Origin of the sequence: Helicobacter mehlei, assembly GCF_007280785.1 — a bacterium.
Taxonomy (GTDB): Bacteria; Campylobacterota; Campylobacteria; order Campylobacterales; family Helicobacteraceae; genus Helicobacter; species Helicobacter mehlei.
In genome coordinates, this window is the sequence record NZ_VKGC01000016.1 from 1 (window position 1) to 19,848 (window position 19,848).

Genomic DNA, 19,848 nt, shown 5'->3' on the forward strand with positions numbered 1-19,848 from the left:
TAAAGCCCTCTTGATTTACACCGAGCAATTAGAAAGGGATTTGGATTTTTGCACCAAGGGGAGTCTAGGCTGAAGGCAACACCTCAAGGAGAACCCCCCAAATGGGGGGAAACCCTACACAGGACTATTTTTTTACCCTTTTGCGGTGTATAATGAGCTTAAGCCCAAACCCGCTAAATTTTAGGTAAAATACCCGTGTAGAAGTTTTGCCATGTTTTTTCATGGCACAACTCCTTTGGCGTTATTTGCCCCCATTTGGGGGCATTTTATTTTACCCTTTAAGCCCTTAAACCCCCCACTCTGTTTTTAACCATATCCAAATTTTACATTTTGCCTCTTTGCCAAGTGCCCACCATAGGGGGCTAGAGGGGTGTAATGTAGAGCTTGTCATCAATCTTCGCCACTCTAGTTGGGAAAACTTGCGCCACTTTGGTTTTCATCTATCAGTTTGGTGGGCTTGAGCATAAGGCTAGCGCATGGCTAGGGTTTTGGTATTTGTTTGCCCACGATATGGCCATTAAACTAGCGCGTTCTAGCCTTTTGGTATTTGTTTGGCAAGCATAACCATTAAAACGCTAAAGCGTTTTGCAAAAGCCTGGGGGCTTTTGCTCATTAAACCAGAAGGGTTTAATCCTTGTGTCCAAGAGTTCTAAAGGCTAGAATGGGTTATCTGCAAGGAGAGATGTTAAAAACCATTGACAATGATTTAGTCGCCAGTGGGGGGGGGGGGGGGGGGGGGGGGGGGGGGGGGGGGGGGGGGGTGGGGGGGGGGGGGGGGGGAAATTTGGGTGAAAGCCAAAACTCGCCCCCCCCCCCCCCCCCCCCCCCCCCCCCCCCCCCCCCCCCCCCCCCCCCCGCGCGCCCCCCCCCCCCCCCCCACTGAGGAGGAGAGATTACGAAAGGGTTCCCAATATATGAGTGTAGCTCAAATTGTGGATAATCCCATACAAGCCCAACACAAGAGGGCACTATAACAGATACAATCAATGTGGCAGAGAGTCTTACGCCATACAATATCTCCCAGCCTAGATCAAAAATGATAATAATAATTTACAAAGAGGCTCATGGTGCGTTGCAAAGTGATCACCCCATACCCACCCTTGTCATAATTGCCCCACTTATTATGGTCGTTCTCTTTATAGTAGGTTAGAGGGACAAAAAAGATGCGCCCGCCCATTTCAAAACTCTGGTGCTTGGTAATATTAGCCCTAAGCCCGACCTGGATACCCGCTTGCACGCCGGTGATCTTAAACTCCGCACTATTGCCCTTTAAATTGATCAGACCTGCCATGTGTTCCCAAACTTCATTGGCAGTCACGCATGCTCGTGGGCGGGTAGCAATTTGGGTTTGACAAGTCTTGTCGCTAGCATAAGAAGGCCCTAGCAACCAAGTGTTCCCGCCCACAAATGCCCCAACAAATATGCCAAAACTGTGGGTATTTTTGTGGTAAAAATCAATCAAAATGTCTAACCCTGCCCCGTAGAAAAAGCTAGCTATTGGCTGGGTGGCATTTTGTTTGGCCAAAATATCATCTACATCGCGTCCATAGACCAAGTAGGCGTAATTACCCCCCTGAGCACTGGCACGCACATAGCCACGGAAACCCAAAATCCTAGGCTTTTTCAAAAAATACTGGTAACCCATTTGCAAACTCCCCCCAAAGAGTGCCCCAGAATGCCGTTGGCTTTCTTCTGCCGGGAATCCCGGAATCTGATCCGCATCCCCGCCAATTTTAAATTCATAATGCCGCACAAAGGGAGAATAAACAAACCCCCCGCCTACATAAAACCCTTTATTGTCGGCTAGCAACACCCCCAAAACCACCCCCACCAAACCCCCCACTCTAAACACTGAAAACATCAAGACCCTTAAAATAAATAAATAGAATCCCCCCCATGCTAGCATGTTTTAGATCAGGCCAAAGACACGCTTTTTCTGCCATAAGAGCGTGGAGAATAAGAGGGCAAAACTCAGCATACTTAGGATTAAGGCGTATTGGTTGGCAAGCTCTTGATTGTTGGCCTCTGATTCAATAAAGATGGCGATACTGGCCACACGGGTTTGCCCTTCAATATCCCCCCCGATCATCATCACCACCCCAAATTCCCCAATGGTGTGTGTAAAGGTCGTGGTGAGGGCGACCAATAAAGAGGGTTTGATATTGGGTAAGAGCACTCTAAAGAAAGTATAAAACCGTCCCTTGCCTAAAGTGTAGCTGGCTTCTTTGAGTGAGGGGGGCAGGCTGGCTAGGGCGTGCTTGATGGGATTAACCATAAAAGGCAAAGAAAAGATCACACTCCCCACCACCAATCCCTCAAAGGTAAAAACCAGCTTCAAATGCAAAGTTTTTTGCAACCATGCACCTAGGGGGCTTGTGGGCGCAAATAAGATCAGGAGATAAAACCCTAGCACCGTGGGGGGCAAGACTAAAGGCATCCAAGTCAAGGTTTCTATGAAAGTTTTAAACAAGCCCCCCCTATGTGCCAAATACGCTCCTAGAGCCAACCCGATGGGCAATAAAATTAAGGTGGTGAGAGTGGCGAGCAATAGCGTAAGATAGAGTGTAGAGAAAAAGGCATGATCCAATTAGAGTCCCTCTACCAAATACCCATAGGCCTTTAAAATCTTTTTACCCTCCGGACTTAAAATAAAAGATTCAAACTCTTTGGCTAGCTTTTTATGCCCGCCCTGATTGGTGAGCACCATGGCTTGTTTAATGGGTGTGTAGAGGTGAGCGGGGACAATCAAGTAGTGTTGCGTGTTTTTCAAGTCCATTAACGAGAGTGCACTAAAACCCAAATCCGCCCCCTTGCTAGCGACATATTGGTTGGCCTGAGAAATGGAATTGGCTTGCACGATTTTACTTTTAAGCTGTTGATCTAAACCTAGCTTTTCTAACACTTCCATGCTGGCTTTGCCATAGGGAGCTAGATGAGGGTTGGCAATGGAGAGGTGGTTAAACGAACCTTTGAGTGCATCTAGCGATTCAACTTCGCGCGTGGCACTCCAAAGCACCAAAACACCCTTGGCATAGACCTTCACCTCATAGGGTGTGTATCGCTCCTCTTTGAGTTTGAGGGGGCGTTCTTGATCGGCAGAGATAAAGAGATCAAAGGGTGCGCCCTGTGTGATTTGGGCATAAAGCTTACCACTAGAACCAAAACTAAGCTTGATCTGAGCTTTGGGGTGATCAAGCAAAAATCTTGTCCGGATAGCCTTGAGAGCCATTGTTAAATTAGCCGCACTGGCCACTTGGATTTGCTCGGCTTGTGCCACCAAAAAACACAACAAGAAAAGCCAAAAAGCACGCATAAAACCCCTTTTTATTGGTATTATAAGCTCCAAAGTTAAACAAGCCACTTTGTGTTAAAATGCCCTCTTTTCAAGGATAAAAATGGATAATTTAGAGAGAATGGAACAAGCCTTGTTGGCGATCAAAAATGGCGAGCTCATTATTTTAATGGACGATGAAGATCGCGAAAATGAGGGGGATTTAGTCATGGCAGGCATTTTTAGCACGCCTGATAAGATCAATTTTATGGCAAAACACGCCCGTGGGCTTATTTGTGTGTCGCTCACCCAAGAGATCGCTAACAAATTTGATCTTAAGCCCATGGTGAGTCATAATGATTCCAAGCATGAAACCGCTTTCACGGTCTCCATTGATGCTAGAGTAGCTAAAACCGGCATTTCTGCCTATGAACGATCTTTAACCATTGAGCTTTTATGCAAGGAACACACCAGCGCGCAGGATTTTGTACGCCCCGGGCACATTTTCCCCTTGATTGCTAAAGATGAAGGCGTTTTGGTCAGAACCGGACACACAGAGGCAAGCGTAGATTTGTGTAAATTAGCCGGTCTCAAGCCTATTAGCGTGATTTGTGAGATCATGAAAGAAGATGGATCGATGGCAAAACGGGGGGATAAGTTTTTGCTTGATTTTGCCAAAACACATGGGTTAAAAACCCTCTATGTCTCTGATATTGTGAGTTACCGCCTGCAGAGCGAAAATCTCTTAAAAATCCTAAGTCAAGAGTACGCCCAGTTTCTTGAGTTGCCTTGCACGCATTTTGTCTTTGAGGATCATTTGCACCGCAAGCATTACGCCTACCAATTTATGGGCGATTTAGCAAGACCCCTTGTGCGTTTCCACATCATCAAAAGCGATTATGAATTGCTAAGTCAGGGCGATCAATACCGCTTTTTGATGGATGCCTTGCAAAAATTGAGTGCTGAGGGCGGGTTTTTGATCTTTATTGATCCCCAAGCAAAGACCTATGACACGCTCAAGAACTTTGGGATCGGGGCGTTGATTTTAAAAAGCTTGGGGGTGAAAAGCTTTAGATTGCTCACCAGTCAAGATAACCCCGAACACACGGCTTTAAGGGGCTTTGGTTTAAATCTGCTAGAGACCTTGCAACCTTAACCTTTACAAGCCCTTTAGTTCTTGTGCTTTAGCTCCTTTAGGAGCCAACAAGAAGTGTCAAAACCCATATTGCAAGCCTTTTGGTAGTATTGGCGCGCTTTTTCTTTGTCGGGCTTGACACCTTTACCATGTGCATACATAATTCCCAAATTACTGTAAGCTGCAGGCTCCCCCATGTCTGCTGCCTTTTGGTAATATTCTTTGGCTTTGGCGTAATCTTTGGGGATGCCTTCATCACCCTCATACATCGATCCCGCATCGAGATAGCCTGCTGCATATCCCATGTCGCCTGCTTTTTTGAAGTATTGCAGGGCTTTTTTATTATCTGGCTTCACAGCGCATTCGAATCTATCGCAATCGCCACCCACTTCATACAGATAGCCTAGGCAAAAATAAGCCTCTGCACTCCCTAAATCCGCTGCTTTTTTGTAATAGAACAAGGCTTGCGCATAATCACTAAAACCACTATCATAGTCGCTATACAGATCCCCCAAACCGATATAACCCTTAACACTCCCCATATCTGCTGCTTTTTGAAAGTATGTGAAAGCCTTGTTGTAATTTTTGCGATGATAAGCCTTATGAGCTATAGAGAGGTATTGTTTAATTTGCTGGGCTTTTGTTTGGTTGTCATGGGCAAAAAGACTTGCCATACAACACAGACTGATGAGGGCTATCTTAAGGATGTTTTTAGCGGTGCGTGTCATCTCTCTGCTTTTTAGGATCAATCTAAACCTTACGGGCAATCAAGAGCCCAAAATTCACCCACTTAAAGAGCACCTCTACATGCTTAAAGCCCGCTTGCTCCAAAAGGGCGGTGTTTTCTTGCAAACTATAGGGCACGAGCACATTTTCTAGGGCTTCTCTTTTAAAGGTGATTTCGCTTAGGGTGTATCCCTGCGCTTGCTTGTAAAGATAGTAAAGCTCCACCATTTGTTTATCTAAAATGCGATCCAAGCTCATCATTTTCTCTGCCACTACCAAAACCCCCCCGGGCTTTAGGGCGGCAAAAATGCGCTCGATCAAGGCTTGGCGTTGCAAGGGTCTAATGAATTGCAAAGTGTAGAGCAAGACAACGGCCCCGGCATTGTCTAAAGAGGTGTTTAAAATATCTTCGCAACGCCAAGTTACCTTAGCAGTTTGCAATTTTTCTTGCGCCTTTTCTAGCATGCTTGGGGCGTTATCCACGCCCACTAAAAGCGCATCGGGGGGCAAGAGGGGGGCTAGGGTGGCTAAGAAATTGCCCGTAGAACAGCCTAGATCATAAACCACGCCCTCTAAGTCTTGGGCGACAAAGTGGCTAGCAAGTTTTAGAGTTTCTTGGTAGTAGGGGATAGAACGGGTGAGCATGTCATCAAACATGCCCGCCACCTGGCTGTCAAACTCAAAGCGTTTGGGTAAAGCGGTGCTAAAAAGGGTGTCCTTCACAACTGCGCTAGCCCAAAGACGGGCGAGCTAGGACTCGCGTAAGCTTTTTTAGGGATACGCCCGGCTAAATAACTCTTGCGCCCGGCCAGCACGGCAAATTTCATGCTCTCAGCCATGAGCACGGGGTCTTTAGCTAGGGCGATGGCAGAGTTGGTGAGCACCCCATCAGCCCCAAGCTCCATAGCCATGCTCGCATCGGAGGCACAGCCCACGCCCGCATCCACAATCACGGGCACTTTTACAGCTTCTTTAATAAAACCAATGTTATAGCGGTTTTGAATCCCTAGCCCGCTACCTATGGGGGAGGCTAAGGGCATCACCGCGCTTGCGCCCGCGTCTTCTAGCTTTTTAGCCATGATGGGATCGTCATTGGTGTAAGCGAGCACACAAAAACCCTCCTTAGCTAAGATTTCACAAGCATTTAAGGTTTCAATGACATCTGGATAAAGCGTTCGATCATCCCCGATAATTTCTAGCTTGATAAAAGTAATCCCCGTGGCTTCTTTGACTAGCCTAAAAAGGGCGATGGCTTCTTTGGCGTTGGTGCATCCGGCCGAATTGGGCAAAAAGCTAATGTCCGTGTCTTTGAAAGTGTCTAATAAATTTTCACTACTAGGGTCGGTGATATTGACTCGCCTAACCGCCACGGTGAGCATCTGCGCCCCGCTGGCTAGCGTGGCTTGCTTGGTGGTGGCAAAATCCTTATACTTGCCACTGCCCACAATCAAGCGGGAGGCAAAGGCTTTAGAGCCGATGATGAGGGGGTCGTGCATTAGGCTTTCTTATGCACGATCTGGTTGATGTAGTAATCCACAGAGCCTACGCCCTCTTTTTTAGCCCACTCCAAGCACTGGGAGACAAATGCCCAGTTGATGTGTTCGTAGAATTTTTCTAGATACACGGGGCGGGCGTTCTTGTGGTCAATGTAGTAGGCATGTTCCCACACATCTACCACCAAGAGGGGGACTTTTTTGTCTGTAACGGGGGTTTGGGCGTTGCTGGTTTGCACGATTTCAATCTTGCCATTAGCGGGGTTGAAAACCGCCCAGTTCCAGCCCGAGCCAAATAGGGTGGTCGCGCTTTTGAGAAAAGCCTCTTTAAAGCCCTCCAAAGAGCCATAATCATGTTCTAGCGCGTTTTTGAGTTCATCGCTCATCTCTGTCGCTTTAGGACTCAAGCAGTCCCAATAAAAATCGTGGTTGTAGATTTGGGCGGCGTTGTTAAACATGCCCCCGCTAGATTTATTCAAAATGGTGAATAAACAGCTGTCTTTAAACTCACTATCCTTGATGAGGTTATTGAGATTATTGACATAGCCTTGGTGGTGTTTGCCATGGTGGAAGTCAAAGGCAACAGGACTTAAGAAGTCCCCCATGCTATCTTTGCTGTAGGGCAGGTCTCTTAAAACAAACATGTGATCTCCTTGTTTTTAAAATTAGGGGGCTATTATAGTCATTTTAGTTATATTTTTGATAAACACAAGCGATCTGGCTAGAAATGCCATGCGTGTGAGATAAAAAACACCACCCCCCGTTCAAAGGCACTTTTGGGCTCGGGATTTAAAAAGATTTTAGCCCCGATCTCCACATCTAAAATGTGCCAAGTGACAATGGTGCGGAATTGCACCCCAAAAGTCCCAATCGCCCGAAAATAAGCTACTTTGGAGCGTGTCAAATCGCGGAAGGAATTCCAAGTATTGACAATGATATTTTTAGCCTTTTGGTTGAGCAACCAAGTATTGGCTCCTAGTTGCAAACCAAAGAAAAACGCCCAAGTGTTAATCGGATTTTTATTGTAGGCGACCATAAAATCTCCCCCCACCCCATAGGTGAACAAATTCACCTGCCGCCCAGCCGGTGGTTCTAGCAACACATTTCCATAATCTAAAAACACATAATAACGCCCATAAGCCCAATCGTGTTTAGGATTGACTTCATACCCCCAAGTGATCGATGCCCCCTGCATAAATTGGGTAGTCCCCAAAGATTTTAAATAAATAATGCCCGCTTGGTAAGACGAGGACATATAGCTCAAATTCTTAGCATAAATACAACAAGTGGTACACAATAAGCAACACCACCTTCTTAAACTCAAAACGACCCTTGCAATTTTTTTTATACCAATTTAGCATAAATTGGCTAAAGCTTGGGTTTTTTTGTTAAGCTAAAGCATGCTAGAATGCCAGTTTGATTAATTTTTTATAAGGATGAGCTATGTTAGAGGGTACACTCAGGGGAGAACTTTTAAAATCCCAAAAAAAGGCGTTGCGTAAAGAGGGCTTTTTAATGGCAAACTTGTATGGCAAAGGCATGCCCAATGTCTATGCTACTTTCAAAACCAATGATTTTATCCGCTTTGTCAAAAACAAACCTGACCTAGATTTTGAGGTTAAGATCGCCGATCAAACCTACCATGTTGTGGTGCAGGCTTACCAGAAAGACCCAGTTACTAACGCCTTAGTCCATGTGGATTTGCTGGTCTTGCAAAAGGGCGTTAAAACCAAGTTCCATATCCCCGTGAAAGTGCATGGGACTCCTGTGGGGCTTAAAAACAAGGGGATTTTAATGCTCTCTAAGGAACGCGTACAAGTGGAATGTTTGCCCGAACACCTCTTTTCAAGTTTTGAGGTCGATGTGGCGCATTTAGATGTGGGCGATGCGATCTTGGTGCGGGATTTGAAAACCCCCACACAGGCTCATATTTTAGAAAACCCCAATAACGCCGTGGTAGGGGTGATCAAAGCCAAGTAATGCTCATTGTTGGTCTTGGCAACCCCACGCCCGCCTACGCCCATACCCGCCACAATGTCGGCTTTGATATTTTAGATTTACTCGCCCGGAGTTTGGGGATTTCTTTTACACATTCCCAAAAATACCAAGCCGATTATGCCAAAGTCGGTGTGCAGGGCTATTTGCTCAAGCCCATGACCTATATGAATTTATCCGGGCAGGCTTTAGCTGCCTTTTTGCGCTACCATGACACGCAATCCGTTTTGATCGTGCATGATGATTTGGATTTGCCCTTGGGAGCGGTGCGTTTTAAGAGTAAGGGCGGGCATGGTGGGCATAATGGGCTAAAATCCATTGAGCAACACTACCCCCACCCAGTTTATAAAATGAAAATTGGGATCGGACGCAGTGCCCTCAAACATGACACCATCGCCTATGTCTTGCAACGCTTTAGCCCCGAGCAAGAGAGTCTAAAAGAGCAAATTTTCACCCACGCCCTCAAGGCACTTGAGTTTTACCTCCAGCAAGGCAATTTTAGTGCCATGCAAAATCGTTTCACCCTCAAATCCTTATCCCCATGAAACTTTGGGTCTTTGTTGCCTCGTATTACCTCAAATTCTGCCTGACTATTCTCGTCGCCTTAGAATTTTTTTTCATTGGCATTGATAGCCTGCAGTATGCTGAGAAATTCCCCAGCGCGGCTAACCTCATCGTGTTGTTCTTTGTCTATGATGGTCTGTATGCGCTTAACTACACCCTCCCCATCTCACTTTTGCTAGGGCTGGTACTCTTTTACATCGCCTTTATCCGCTCCAACCAATACACCGCCCTTTTAGCCATTGGCTATTCTATCAAGCAGATTTTAGCCCCCATGCTGGCGATCAATTTGTTTTTTATCGTGGTGTTCATCGGACTGAATGCCACCCCCTTTGTCTATATGCAAGAAAAAGCCGAATCCATCATTTACAAAGACAATGCCGCCAATATCTCCGAAAATCTCTTAGTTAAATACAATGATGATTATGTTTATTTTGAAAAGATCAACCCCCTCTTGCAAAATGCCCAAAATATCAAAATTTTTACCCTGCAAGAGGGGGTGTTACGCACCTTTGCGCAAGCCTCTAGTGCGGTGTTTGAGGATCGCTACTGGGTCTTGCATGGGGTCACCCTTTCAACCTTGCCCTTCCCCCTCACTTTAGGACAACAAGGCTTGCACGTACAAAAACTCCCCATCTTAAAAACCCTTAAGGGTTTCCGCCCCAAAGTCCTAGACACCATCTACCAAAACAAGCCCGCTGTCTCGATCACAGATGCGATCCGCTCCTTGCATGTCCTTTACAAACAAAAGGCAGACACCAAAAAGATTCGGGGGTTTTTATATGTTTCTATCCTCCTCCCCTTTTTTGTCCCCCTCACCGCTATTTTAATCGCCTACTATACCCCCAACCTCGCCCGCTATGAAAACTTAGCCCTTTTGAGTCTGAAATTTATTTTACTCTCCTTGATCCTATGGGGGCTGTTCTTTGCTTTAGGCAAATTTAGCATCTCAGGCATGTTCTTACCCGAAGTGGGGATTTTAATGCCCTTCCTCACGCTTTTAGGCATCGCCCTTTATCACTACAACAAGCTCAACACCCGTTTATAACACAAACTCTCAAGTCCAAAAATGCACGCGCCCTTGACAGGGGGAAAGAAGGTGATATATAATGTGCCAGCTTTGAAAACAAGAAGTTGGCATGTTTTTAGGCACGTTAGAGCTAGAGGGGAAAAAGACGTTTTTACAGATCGCCCACCATTTTGCATGGAGCAATCACGATTTTTCAGACGCACAAAAGGGTGTGATCGCCACTTATTGTCTAAAAATACAGATTGGAGGTATTTACTAGAACTCACTTGAATGGAGAAAATGGGCAAAGTTATTATCTCACGCTCCACTAATCCCCAGCCTTTGAAACCATATATTTAAGTCTGACTTGATACTAAGAATTGTTGTTAAATCCCTGCTTTAAAAAGCGTTTGCCCTCTAAGTTGGTGGTTTTCCCCAAGCTGTCTAAATATTCCAAATAGGCGATTAGGAATTTGCGCGAGAGGGGCAAATGGGTTTTTAGGAGTTGGATGTCTAGACTGGGGTGTTCTTGGAGCAATTTTAAGATCAAATCTAACACTTGTTGCAGGGCTTGGCTCTCCAGAAAGACATTATGACTCAAGCGCACCACCTTTTTGGCTTGGCAGAGGGCTTTTAAAGCCCGATCGCCCATTTGGCGATCCACATCGAGGACATCATAGAGATTATAGGGGGCTTGGGGGGCAAATTGCCCTTGTTTGAGGAGGGCATAAAGCTTATCTTGAAGCTTTTCTTGCACCTTTTCTAAGATGAGCCCTTTTTGCACCCATAGCCCTTTTTGCTCCTCAATCTTGCCCTGATCTTGCAAGGTTTGAAAAGCTAGGGTGGCTAGGTAGGGGCTGATGTAGCTATGTTTGTGGGCTAAACTTTTGGCACTTAACAAGGCTTGGGGGTTGTTTTGATAAATGCTAGCAATGGTGTGCGTTACGCTTTTTAAAGTGCTTTGTGGGTAGAGCACATATTCTTGACAATCCACAACCACCCCGCCCACTTGGTTAGCAATTTCTAGAGCTTTAGTGGGCTTGAGTGCAAATCTTTGCAGACTAGAGAGCAGACCAAAGCCTTTTTTGTGCGCTTGGGCTAGAATACTAAAGGCTTGGATTAAATCTTGGCGATCGAGGGCTTTGAGCAAGTCAAGCTTAATGGGTTTTTTGAGCAAATCAGTGATGGGATTAAGAATCTGTGCTGCCCCCCAAATGCGCTGTTGCAGGCTTACAATCCCCACATCGCCAAAACAAGCAAAGATAGCTTGATCAAGCACCAAAGTCACATAAGGATATTGCAAAATCAGGACTTTTGCTTGGATTTTGAGCATACCTATTTGCAGGCTGATGCGTTGGTTGTGCTGGATGGGCAAAGATTGGGGAGCGGCTAAAAGCTTGGCATCTACACAATCAAATGCGCGCAAATAACCCTTTGTGCTTAAGAGCATGCCCATTTTGAGTTCTTCAGCCCTCACCCCTTGTAATTGCAACGCCACGCGCTGGTGTTGGTGGGCTTCTTGGATTTCTTGGGCGTGTTGGTGTAAGCTCTTAACCCCCACGACTCGATTTAAAGGGGCAATCCAAACTTTGTCATGTTCTTTAATTGACCCGCCTAAAATACTCCCGCTCACCGCCACGCCCCGCCCGGGCAAGACAAAAACCCGATCAATGTAGAGTCTAAAAAGGCGATCCAGATCGCCACCTTGTTTTCTTTTGCAAAAAGGGTAGTTTAATAAAAAATTTTTCAGGTCCTCTAGGCTTTGTGGATCGTAGATACTGCACGCCAAAAGGGCTAAGATAGTCAATTTGTAAGGTTTGAGGCTGGCTTGGATACTCTGTTTTTGTGCCTCCAAATCTAGGCACTTGTCCGTCTTACTCAAAACCACCACGCATGGAATCTTTAAAAAAGAGAGGGTACAAGCATGCTCTAGGCTTTGGGCTTTTAGCCCCTCATTAGCATCGATCACCAACAAGCCCACATCGAGCCCAAAACTCCCCCCCACCATTTTAAACACTAAATCTTGATGTCCGGGCACATCAACAAAACCCAAAGTTCTAGTTGCACTTTTCAGCGCGCTAAAGCTTAAATCAATGGTGATTCCGCGCTCTTTTTCATGCACGCTGGTATCCCCCTCAAAACCTGTAAGGGCTTTGATCAGCGCGCTTTTACCATGATCGACATGCCCACAAACGCCTAGTAAGAAGTATTCTGGCATTATCTTTCTTTGTAAATAGAACACCTGCCAGTAAGGCGTAAAATATCCCTCCCAAAAGTTTTGCCGATCACCTCATAACGGGGTAATAAAATAGTGTCGCATTTGTTTGCCGCAATGGCTTTGTTGAGCAATAATTCGTAAATATGCGGATCGGAGGCATCATAGCGTATTTGTGCGCTAACAACGGGACCAACGTCAAAATCGCTCGCATTAAAATGCATCGTATATTGGAACATGGGGACCCTAGCTGCAATCACAGAAGAACAACCCACAAATACCAGCACAAAAACACCTAAAATCCCCAACAACACCCTTGTATGCATGATCACTCTTTTGATGATTTAACACAACGCATTCTAACACAAAAAGAGCGGGCACTCAAGATTATTAGGGGTATTTACACACCACCCCAACCGATTGCACCCAGCCTTTAAAATAAATTTGTTCTGTTTGCACATGCAAAGATAGATGCTGTCCACTTGGGGGGATCAACACCGCTTGATCCAAAGTGTTATGTTTGCGATGGGCGGCAATAAACACCGCCGCCATGCCCGTCCCGCATGCCAAAGTGATGTCCTCAACTCCGCGTTCATAGGTGGCTAGTCTGATGGTATGGGAATCTTGGATATAGGCAATATTGACATTGGCATTAAAATGCCTGCGTAAATCTTGCATTTGTGGAGTCTTGTGCGTGGGGATTTGGTCAGGGTGATCCACAAAATGCACCAAGTGGGGCACACCCGTATCGATTAAGTGCCATAAACAACCCTCCAGTTCCAAGCTTTGAAGCCACGTATAATGCCCCAAATTGCTTTGCACCAACGCTTGTTGCCCTTGTAATTCTTGGATTTCCACGCTAATAACTTTAGTGTTGCTCACAAAAGAGTGTTGCAAGGGGGCTAAACCCTGCATGTAGGCATAGAAGGCTACACACCGACTCGCATTCCCACACATGCTAGCCACGCTCCCATCGGCATTATAAAAGTCCCATTCATAGGCATGTTTGGCATGGGGCAATAAGATCACCAAACCATCTGCCCCAAAACCAGAATGGCGATCACAAAGCTCTTTAGCCAAGCTGGATCGATCCTGCTTTTGGAAATGGTGGGTGATCAAAAAATCATTCCCACTGGCGCAATATTTATGGAAAATCATCGCTCTCCTTTGTCTAGTTTGGGTATTATATAGCAAAAATCTAGGACTCCTGTGCGACCGGTGTATTTTTTCTGGCTACTTTTTAGCATTGCCTTTTATTGGATGCTCTACTTGTATGAGGATTTCTTAATGGATTTGCTCATCGCGGGTCTGCTCTGCGTAACCGTGTTTTGGCTCAAAGAGTTTTTTGATCGGCACATGAGCAATTTATTAAGCTCCCTGCTCTGCGTGTTGGCGTTGCTGAGTTGTCTTGTTATCCCCGTGTATTTCTTGGTTTATAAGAGCGCAGATTTCATTTTCCACCTGAATTTAGAGCGGGTGTCTTTCTTTATGGAGAAGTTTAAAGCCGATTTGTTGGTGCGTTTGGAGAGTTTCCCCGCTCTTAGCGAATACGCCCATAAAATTCTTGCCAATATCTCTGCACACTCGATCATGTCCTATGTTTTGCAGTTTAGTAGCGATATTGGCAAATATAGTTTGAAGTTTGCCAGCGACACGGTGATGGTGCTGGTGTTCTTGTTTTTGTGTTTTTTTTACGGGCAAACTTTTTACCAATATATTCTAGAAGTTTTGCCCTTTGAGAAAATCCAAAGCAAGGGCATTTTTAGAGAGGTGGCGGGGATTTTGCGCGTGGTGCTCTTAACCTCCATTATCAATGTGGTCTTACAAGGTTTTGCCTTTGGAATCTTAATGGTCGTCTTTGGGCTTGATTGGCTCTCTTTGGGAATTTTATACGGACTAGCCGCGCTCATTCCCATTGTGGGTGGGGCTTTGGTGTGGGTGCCCGTCTCGCTTTATGAGATGTATTTGGGGCAGGGCACGCACGCGCTCATCATCGCACTTTACTCCATTATCCTCATTGGGGGCTTGATTGATAGCCTGATCAAACCCCTTTTAATTGGGGTGATCAAAGAGAAAGTTTTGAAAATCTCTCTTAAAATCAACGAGATTTTGATCTTCTTTTCTATCTTGGCAGGCATTAGCAAATTTGGGTTTTGGGGAATCGCGGTGGGTCCTACTATCACCGCATTTTTTATTGTGCTTTTACGCGTGTATGAAAAGTCCTTTATTAAGAAGCCCTCTATGCTACCGGCACAATCTGGGGGAAACCATAGGCAATGATGGTGATAGCAATCCCCATCAAGATCACAAAGATCACGGAATACTTCACCGTAAATTTAAACAGATCGGACTCTTTACCACTTAAACCCACCGCCGCGCACGCAATGGCGATACTCTGTGGGCTAATCATCTTGCCCAAAGTTCCTCCCACGGTGTTGGCTGTGAGCGTGAGCACTTCGGGGATTTTTAAATTGCCTGCTGTGAGCTGTTGGAGAGAGCCAAAGAGTAGGTTAGAACTGGTGTCACTCCCGGTGAGGAACACGCCAATCCAGCCAATGATGGGCGAGAAGAAAGTAAAGGCTTTGCCCGTGTGCGTGAGAGCTAAAGCCATCGTGGCAGAAATTCCACTGTAATTGGACACAAAGGCAAAGCTTAAAACTAATCCAATGGTTAAAATCGGGTAGCGCATTTCTTTGAGGGTTTCTACAAACACGCTAGTTGCCTCACTAGGCTTGACACGGAGCACAAAAATACTCAAAATTGCAGCGACAAAAATAGAAGTCCCCACGGTGTTAATCAAAGGCAATTTAAAGATCACTGGGATTGTCGCGCTCTTGCCTTCTACCACAAAAGGTGCGCTTTTAAAGATTTTTTGACTAATGCTCTCAAATTCAAAATAAAAATTAGAGAAAGCTAACGCCCCACCTTTAGCAAACAGAGATTTAAACCAAGGCTGAGTCCAAATCACAATGGTGATGATTAAGATGATAAAAGGTGCCCATGCTACGAAGACCTTACAGATATGGTGTTTTTGGTGTGTGTGGGCAACCTCTTTGCCATCGCTCCTAAAAATGTGCTTGGGTTGCCAAAATTTCAAAAAGATTGCTGTTGATACTAGAGATACAATGGCAGAGAGAATCCCGGGAAGTTCTGGACCTAGATAGTTTGAGCTTAGATATTGGGCGAGGGCGAAACTAAAGGCAGCCACAAACACCGCCGGAAAAGTTTCTTTGATGCCACGCACGCCGTCCATCAAAAACACAATAAAAAAGGGCACAAGCAAGCTGACAAAAAATAAAATTTTGCCCGCCATCGCACTGATCGCTAGCGCGCTCACACCCACCGCGCCGGCCATTGCGGTGATGGGAATGCCTACCGCGCCAAAGGCAACCGGCGCAGTATTGGCAATCAAACATAACCCAGCTGCATAGAGGGGATTAAGACCAAGGCCTACTAAAATAGCCGCCGTGATAGCTACCGGTCCGCCAAATCCAATCGCCCCCTCTAAAAACGAGCCAAAACAAAACCCAATCAAGATCACTAAAATGCGGTGATCTGGGGTAATAGATTGCACACTTTCCTTAAGAATCTCAAAGTAGCCGGATTTGACAGAGAGTTTATAGAGGAAAATCGCTGCGATGATGATCCACGCAATGGGCCAAAGCCCATATAAAAAGCCATAGATAAAGCTAGCCCCCACCATGCCCATAGGCATTTTATAAACCCCTACAGCAATCAGCACCGAAAGGGCGACACTCAAAAATGCGGCGATGTGCCCTTTGAGTTTGAAGACAATCAAAGACATAAAAAAGAGTACAATAGGCAAAACTGCCACAAAGGCACTCAACCATATATTATCCAGCAAAGGAGCATAAACCTGATGCCATTCCATAAACTCTCCTCACAATTTGCAATAGGAGGCAGTATAGCATGATTGCTAGAGTCCGCTTTTGATTCGCTGTCTTTTATACCCTTGTGCGTGTGTGGGTTTGTAAAATAGCAACATTTGGCACAAAACAGCGCGTGCCTGCAAAACCCTTTAAGCCCTTATCTTCTAAAAGACTTGCCAGCTCATAACCCATGCCCCCTAGTGCAAAAAGATGGGCTTTGACCTCTAGGGAGAATTGATCCAAATAGTCAAGCCCTAGGGGCGGGGGCTTGTTAGGCGTAGCACAAATGGGGCTGATGGTGCAAAAATGCGCTCCCAAATCCAGGGCTTGCAACACTTCCTTAGCGTTGTGTGCACTGTAAAAAATTTGGAGATTTGCTGGAATGTGTGGAATCCCTAAAATTTGTGCACCCTTGACATGCACGCCTTTAAAACCATGTTCTAAAGCCTTTTGGATACTTAGCTTTAAAGTGGGGAGGTTTAAAAAACTGGTGATGTAGTGGACATGGCAGGTTTTTGCAAATAAATCTAAGAGTTGCGGGGGGAAATTAGCACCCCTTAGAGAGGCTTTGTGGATGGTGTGGGCATCAAAGGTGGCTTGCAAAGTGGCTTGGAAAATTTGGGGATCGCTACTAAGAGGGGGGGTGATCCAATAGGTTTCTAGGCTACTCAAATACGCTTTTGGGAACTCTCTTTGAGTAGGGCGGACATGGATTTTGCCACAATGGCAAAAAAACTAAAGAGCCCCAAGACAAAAAGAGAGAAAAAGATCGCCACCATTAAACCAAATTCTTTAAATATAAAAAAGCACAGGACACCACACGCCAAGGCAATGCCCACAAACAACCCGGCAAAGAAGTCTAAAATGGAAATGATCGTTTCTTTTTTCATAGCTTAAATTTTAGTGATCCTCATCGACTAAAACCGCGCCGGCCAGATAGACATAGGTTAAGATCATGAACACAAAGGCTTGCAAAATACCCATGAAGAAGAGCACCATGAAGGGCGCAATGGGGATAGCCCATGGCACGAGCAAGAGCATGATAAGCAAAAACATGTCATCGCCCTTGATATTGCCAAAGAGACGGAAGGAAAGCGAGATGATGCGCGAAAAGTGGGAGACAATCTCCACAGGGAGCATGATAGGGATGAGCCACTTAACTGGACCCAAAAAGTGACTGAAATATTGGATCACCCCTTGGGTGCGAATCCCCTCAAAATGGTAGTAAAAAAAGACGATGAGGGCAAGCACGAGCGTAAAGCTCCAATTAGCCGTAGGGGCTTCAAAGCCCGGAATAATGCCAATCATATTGCAATAAAAGACAAAGAGGGCGATGGTGCCCGCTAGGGGGAAGTATTTACGGGCTAGCTCCTCCCCGATCACATCTTTAGCCACGTATAAAATCCCTTCAATGGTGGCTTCATAGATGTTTTGCAACCCAAAGGGCACCATTTGCAACTTTTTAACCGCCATCTTGCTAATCATCAGGGTAAAAAGCGCACACACGACCGTATAAAACCCGATGATAAAATTATGATCGGTGCTGATAAAACCTGCAAAAGTAAAAAGCCGATGATCCATGTTCTCTCCCAAAAATTAATTAGACAGGGTGCGCCCTTTTTCAATGGTCGCTTGGCATGCCTGCATCAAAATTCCCTTAAAGGCTTTTTGTTCCAACACGCTAATCCCGGCGATGGTCGCACCCCCCGGGGTGGTGATAGCCTCAATGATCTCTTGGGGGCTTGAAGTTTCTAAAAGTTTAGCAAAGCCGGCAAAACTTTGGGCAACTAGCTTAGAGGCTTGCTCTTGGCTCAAACCTGCACACACGCCAGCACTAATCAAGCCCTGTGCCTCCATGCCTAAAAAGGCTAAAGCACTCCCATTAGTCGCCAAAGAGGCATCTAAGAGAGTTTCGCTCTCCACCTCTACGACCTGTCCCAAGCATTCTAAAATCGCGCGCGCCTCGTCTTTTTGGGCACTGGGGGCATACATTGTAGTTGCTGAGAGGGCATGGATAGCAGCAATATTGGGCATGCACCGCACATAATGCGTGCTTTGCACATGGGTTTGCAAACTGGGCACGCCCACCCCAGCCAGGAGACTAATCACCATATACGCTCCGCCTTCATATCTTAGGCTTTTGAGTCCATAGGGTTTAATGGCTAACAGCACGATACTATCTTGCACCTCTATTTTCTTGCCATGCGGGGGGAGGATTTTCACCTCAATGGGCAAACTTTGCAAAAAAGGGCGGGCTTTTTGGGGGTCTCTGCCCGTGATTTGGAGCTGGTAATTTTCTAGTTTAGAGGCATTTTGTGCCAAACCCTTTAAAAGGGCTTGTGCCATGCGCCCATAACCCACCACGATTAAATTCCTCACTGATCCTCCTTTGGAGTCTGGTAAAAGCTGGCGATTTTTTCTGAAATTTGGTATTGGGGGTATTTGGTGTTATCTAAAATCACTTGTGCCATCAGTTGATCATCAAAGTTAAAGACTAGGGGAGCTAGAAAATTAATGGTCGATTCTCTTAAGGGGCTTTGGATCACCATGATATTGGCAATTAAAATATTTTCTGCCCTGTCTAGGTTGAGCAAGACTTGCAATGCAATGGGAATCTCAAATTCATAGGCGCGCAAGGCAAAGGGATTGACAAGGGTAAAGGTAGGCGTTGGGGAATCGGCGTTGCGTAGGCGCATAAAGACGGCATCAATTTTCTCCAAATCCATATGGGTCACATCCTCAAACCCTAGAATAGGGGATTTTACACTAAAAAGCATTCCAGCCCTTGAAAGTAGTTCGCAATAATCTGAGCCGATTTTACCACAATCTAATGGCAAAAATCAATGTGGTATCATGGGGGCGGATTTTTGGTATAATGGGTTTTTTAGAGCAATTAAGGAGAACGATGCGTGTCTTTTGGTTTAGTTTGGCGTGCATGGTGTTATTTTTAGGGTGCACGAACAAGAAAAAAGAAGCGATCTACAACCGCCCGGCAATTTTTTGGTATCAGGGGATTTTTCGTGAGATTTTGTTTATGAATTTAGAAACAGCGGACAATTATTATTCTTCTTTGCAGAGCGAACATATTAATTCGCCCCTAGTGCCTGTAGCGATGTTGGCTTTAGGGCAGGCGCATTTGAAAAAGAAAGAGTTTGTGTTGGCAGAGTATTATTTTGATGAATACATCAAGCGCTTTGGTAATCCGGAGAATATTGACTATCTCAAATATCTTAAGCTCCAAGCGCGCTACTATGCCTTTAAAAACCACAGCAAAGATCAGGAGTTCATGTCTAACACCATTGGCATGCTCAATGAATTTGTGGATCAATACCCCCATAGCCGTTTTATCGATCAAGTGGAATACATGCAGGTCAAGTTTATCTTGGGGCAAAATGAACTCAACCGGGCAATCGCCAATGTGTATAAAAAACGCCACCAAAAAGAGGGGGTGAAGCGTTATTTGGGGCGTGTCGATGAGGTCTTAGAAAAAGAGACCCATCCCAAAAAGTCCCACATGCCTTGGTATGTGGCAATGTTTAACTGGTAAGGATGA

At 45.5% G+C, this 19,848-nt stretch carries 24 protein-coding genes; 7 read left to right on the forward strand and 17 right to left on the reverse strand.

Annotated elements, in window-relative coordinates; translation table 11 throughout:
* Positions 1–1,030: 1,030 nt before the first annotated feature.
* Genes FNE76_RS06000 through modA form a run of 3 tightly spaced genes read right to left on the reverse strand, consistent with a single transcriptional unit; the run spans position 1,031 to position 3,313 of the window.
* Positions 1,031–1,861, reverse strand: coding sequence for an outer membrane beta-barrel protein (locus tag FNE76_RS06000; protein WP_235852397.1), 831 nt, complete (start codon positions 1,859–1,861; stop codon positions 1,031–1,033).
* A gap of 48 nt (positions 1,862–1,909) precedes the next feature.
* Complete coding sequence (gene modB / locus FNE76_RS06005; RefSeq protein ID WP_120948603.1) at positions 1,910–2,587, reverse strand: molybdate ABC transporter permease subunit; 678 nt, start codon at positions 2,585–2,587, stop codon at positions 1,910–1,912.
* Complete coding sequence (gene modA / locus FNE76_RS06010) at positions 2,588–3,313, reverse strand: molybdate ABC transporter substrate-binding protein (RefSeq protein WP_120948602.1); 726 nt, start codon at positions 3,311–3,313, stop codon at positions 2,588–2,590.
* A gap of 82 nt (positions 3,314–3,395) precedes the next feature.
* Between modA and FNE76_RS06015 the strand changes: the two genes are divergently transcribed.
* Complete coding sequence (locus tag FNE76_RS06015; protein WP_120948601.1) at positions 3,396–4,427, forward strand: bifunctional 3,4-dihydroxy-2-butanone 4-phosphate synthase/GTP cyclohydrolase II; 1,032 nt, start codon at positions 3,396–3,398, stop codon at positions 4,425–4,427.
* Between the two features lie 14 nt (positions 4,428–4,441).
* On the opposite strand, the gene FNE76_RS06020 is transcribed toward FNE76_RS06015, so the two are convergent.
* From FNE76_RS06020 to FNE76_RS06040, 5 genes are all read right to left on the reverse strand, one after another.
* The gene (locus FNE76_RS06020) at positions 4,442–5,134 is read right to left on the reverse strand and encodes a tetratricopeptide repeat protein (protein ID WP_120948608.1); all 693 of its coding nucleotides are present in this window, start codon (positions 5,132–5,134) and stop codon (positions 4,442–4,444) included.
* Positions 5,135–5,156: 22 nt separating this feature from the next.
* Positions 5,157–5,855, reverse strand: a complete 699-nt coding sequence (gene cmoA / locus FNE76_RS06025) for a carboxy-S-adenosyl-L-methionine synthase CmoA (RefSeq protein WP_120948600.1) — start codon at positions 5,853–5,855, stop codon at positions 5,157–5,159.
* Positions 5,852–6,628: a thiazole synthase gene (locus FNE76_RS06030; RefSeq protein WP_120948599.1), complete on the reverse strand. Its 777-nt coding sequence runs from the start codon at positions 6,626–6,628 to the stop codon at positions 5,852–5,854. Before FNE76_RS06030 ends, cmoA begins: the two co-directional genes overlap by 4 nt.
* Entirely contained in the window at positions 6,628–7,269 is a 642-nt protein-coding gene (gene sodB, locus FNE76_RS06035; RefSeq protein ID WP_120948598.1) for a superoxide dismutase [Fe], read from the reverse strand. The genes FNE76_RS06030 and sodB overlap by 1 nt, the downstream gene beginning before the upstream one ends.
* Positions 7,270–7,346: 77 nt before the next feature.
* Positions 7,347–7,949, reverse strand: coding sequence for an outer membrane protein (locus FNE76_RS06040; protein ID WP_235852284.1), 603 nt, complete (start codon positions 7,947–7,949; stop codon positions 7,347–7,349).
* Positions 7,950–8,068: 119 nt separating this feature from the next.
* Here FNE76_RS06040 and FNE76_RS06045 point away from each other — a divergent pair, with 119 nt between their 5' ends.
* The 4 genes from FNE76_RS06045 (at position 8,069) to FNE76_RS08280 (ending at position 10,470) form a co-directional block, all read left to right on the forward strand.
* A complete protein-coding gene (locus tag FNE76_RS06045; RefSeq protein WP_120948597.1) occupies positions 8,069–8,605 on the forward strand; it encodes a 50S ribosomal protein L25/general stress protein Ctc in 537 nt (178 codons plus the stop codon).
* Positions 8,605–9,165 carry an aminoacyl-tRNA hydrolase gene (gene pth / locus FNE76_RS06050; protein ID WP_120948596.1) on the forward strand — a complete coding sequence of 187 codons (561 nt, stop codon included), beginning with the start codon at positions 8,605–8,607 and terminating at the stop codon, positions 9,163–9,165. Before FNE76_RS06045 ends, pth begins: the two co-directional genes overlap by 1 nt.
* Positions 9,162–10,229 (forward strand): LptF/LptG family permease, encoded by a 1,068-nt coding sequence (locus FNE76_RS06055; RefSeq protein WP_143928425.1) that lies wholly within the window; start codon positions 9,162–9,164, stop codon positions 10,227–10,229. The genes pth and FNE76_RS06055 overlap by 4 nt, the downstream gene beginning before the upstream one ends.
* Positions 10,230–10,320: 91 nt before the next feature.
* Positions 10,321–10,470, forward strand: a complete 150-nt coding sequence (locus FNE76_RS08280; RefSeq protein ID WP_162983098.1) for a hypothetical protein — start codon at positions 10,321–10,323, stop codon at positions 10,468–10,470.
* 93 nt (positions 10,471–10,563) lie between these two features.
* On the opposite strand, the gene selB is transcribed toward FNE76_RS08280, so the two are convergent.
* The 3 genes from selB to dapF form a co-directional block, all read right to left on the reverse strand.
* Positions 10,564–12,408, reverse strand: a complete 1,845-nt coding sequence (selB, locus tag FNE76_RS06060; RefSeq protein WP_120948595.1) for a selenocysteine-specific translation elongation factor — start codon at positions 12,406–12,408, stop codon at positions 10,564–10,566.
* Positions 12,408–12,731: a hypothetical protein gene (locus tag FNE76_RS06065; RefSeq protein ID WP_120948594.1), complete on the reverse strand. Its 324-nt coding sequence runs from the start codon at positions 12,729–12,731 to the stop codon at positions 12,408–12,410. Before FNE76_RS06065 ends, selB begins: the two co-directional genes overlap by 1 nt.
* Before the next feature lie 64 nt (positions 12,732–12,795).
* Positions 12,796–13,563, reverse strand: a complete 768-nt coding sequence (gene dapF / locus FNE76_RS06070; protein WP_120948593.1) for a diaminopimelate epimerase — start codon at positions 13,561–13,563, stop codon at positions 12,796–12,798.
* Positions 13,564–13,614: 51 nt separating this feature from the next.
* Here dapF and FNE76_RS06075 point away from each other — a divergent pair, with 51 nt between their 5' ends.
* On the forward strand, positions 13,615–14,685 hold the full coding sequence (locus FNE76_RS06075) for an AI-2E family transporter (RefSeq protein ID WP_120948592.1): 1,071 nt from the start codon (positions 13,615–13,617) through the stop codon (positions 14,683–14,685).
* On the opposite strand, the gene FNE76_RS06080 is transcribed toward FNE76_RS06075, so the two are convergent.
* The 6 genes from FNE76_RS06080 to fliW form a co-directional block, all read right to left on the reverse strand.
* Positions 14,645–16,297 (reverse strand): L-lactate permease, encoded by a 1,653-nt coding sequence (locus FNE76_RS06080; RefSeq protein ID WP_120948591.1) that lies wholly within the window; start codon positions 16,295–16,297, stop codon positions 14,645–14,647. The two genes, FNE76_RS06075 and FNE76_RS06080, sit on opposite strands and share 41 nt — an antisense overlap.
* 73 nt (positions 16,298–16,370) lie before the next feature.
* On the reverse strand, positions 16,371–16,967 hold the full coding sequence (locus FNE76_RS06085) for a thiamine phosphate synthase (protein WP_120948590.1): 597 nt from the start codon (positions 16,965–16,967) through the stop codon (positions 16,371–16,373).
* Positions 16,964–17,185 (reverse strand): hypothetical protein, encoded by a 222-nt coding sequence (locus tag FNE76_RS06090; protein ID WP_120948589.1) that lies wholly within the window; start codon positions 17,183–17,185, stop codon positions 16,964–16,966. Before FNE76_RS06090 ends, FNE76_RS06085 begins: the two co-directional genes overlap by 4 nt.
* A gap of 10 nt (positions 17,186–17,195) precedes the next feature.
* The gene (locus FNE76_RS06095; RefSeq protein WP_120948588.1) at positions 17,196–17,876 is read right to left on the reverse strand and encodes a F0F1 ATP synthase subunit A; all 681 of its coding nucleotides are present in this window, start codon (positions 17,874–17,876) and stop codon (positions 17,196–17,198) included.
* Between the two features lie 15 nt (positions 17,877–17,891).
* Positions 17,892–18,674: a pyrroline-5-carboxylate reductase gene (gene proC, locus FNE76_RS06100; protein ID WP_205585521.1), complete on the reverse strand. Its 783-nt coding sequence runs from the start codon at positions 18,672–18,674 to the stop codon at positions 17,892–17,894.
* The gene (fliW, locus tag FNE76_RS06105) at positions 18,671–19,072 is read right to left on the reverse strand and encodes a flagellar assembly protein FliW (RefSeq protein ID WP_120948587.1); all 402 of its coding nucleotides are present in this window, start codon (positions 19,070–19,072) and stop codon (positions 18,671–18,673) included. Before fliW ends, proC begins: the two co-directional genes overlap by 4 nt.
* Positions 19,073–19,200: 128 nt before the next feature.
* On the opposite strand from fliW, the gene bamD reads away from it, so the two are divergent.
* Entirely contained in the window at positions 19,201–19,842 is a 642-nt protein-coding gene (bamD, locus tag FNE76_RS06110) for an outer membrane protein assembly factor BamD (protein ID WP_120948586.1), read from the forward strand.
* Positions 19,843–19,848 lie beyond the last annotated feature (6 nt).

Bases quoted from the DNA above. Each gene is read 5' to 3' on its own strand.
- FNE76_RS06055 (WP_143928425.1), top strand. From the start codon at position 9,162: ATGAAACTTTGGGTCTTTGTTGCCTCGTATTACCTCAAATTCTGCCTG.
- FNE76_RS06000 (WP_235852397.1), bottom strand. From the start codon at position 1,861: ATGTTTTCAGTGTTTAGAGTGGGGGGTTTGGTGGGGGTGGTTTTGGGG.
- FNE76_RS06095 (WP_120948588.1), bottom strand. From the start codon at position 17,876: ATGGATCATCGGCTTTTTACTTTTGCAGGTTTTATCAGCACCGATCAT.
- dapF (WP_120948593.1), bottom strand. From the start codon at position 13,563: ATGATTTTCCATAAATATTGCGCCAGTGGGAATGATTTTTTGATCACC.
- FNE76_RS06015 (WP_120948601.1), top strand. From the start codon at position 3,396: ATGGATAATTTAGAGAGAATGGAACAAGCCTTGTTGGCGATCAAAAAT.
- FNE76_RS06020 (WP_120948608.1), bottom strand. From the start codon at position 5,134: ATGACACGCACCGCTAAAAACATCCTTAAGATAGCCCTCATCAGTCTG.
- FNE76_RS06045 (WP_120948597.1), top strand. From the start codon at position 8,069: ATGTTAGAGGGTACACTCAGGGGAGAACTTTTAAAATCCCAAAAAAAG.
- fliW (WP_120948587.1), bottom strand. From the start codon at position 19,072: ATGCTTTTTAGTGTAAAATCCCCTATTCTAGGGTTTGAGGATGTGACC.
- sodB (WP_120948598.1), bottom strand. From the start codon at position 7,269: ATGTTTGTTTTAAGAGACCTGCCCTACAGCAAAGATAGCATGGGGGAC.
- bamD (WP_120948586.1), top strand. From the start codon at position 19,201: ATGCGTGTCTTTTGGTTTAGTTTGGCGTGCATGGTGTTATTTTTAGGG.
- FNE76_RS06080 (WP_120948591.1), bottom strand. From the start codon at position 16,297: ATGGAATGGCATCAGGTTTATGCTCCTTTGCTGGATAATATATGGTTG.
- FNE76_RS06090 (WP_120948589.1), bottom strand. From the start codon at position 17,185: ATGAAAAAAGAAACGATCATTTCCATTTTAGACTTCTTTGCCGGGTTG.
- pth (WP_120948596.1), top strand. From the start codon at position 8,605: ATGCTCATTGTTGGTCTTGGCAACCCCACGCCCGCCTACGCCCATACC.
- FNE76_RS08280 (WP_162983098.1), top strand. From the start codon at position 10,321: ATGTTTTTAGGCACGTTAGAGCTAGAGGGGAAAAAGACGTTTTTACAG.
- FNE76_RS06065 (WP_120948594.1), bottom strand. From the start codon at position 12,731: ATGCATACAAGGGTGTTGTTGGGGATTTTAGGTGTTTTTGTGCTGGTA.
- selB (WP_120948595.1), bottom strand. From the start codon at position 12,408: ATGCCAGAATACTTCTTACTAGGCGTTTGTGGGCATGTCGATCATGGT.
- FNE76_RS06030 (WP_120948599.1), bottom strand. From the start codon at position 6,628: ATGCACGACCCCCTCATCATCGGCTCTAAAGCCTTTGCCTCCCGCTTG.
- modA (WP_120948602.1), bottom strand. From the start codon at position 3,313: ATGCGTGCTTTTTGGCTTTTCTTGTTGTGTTTTTTGGTGGCACAAGCC.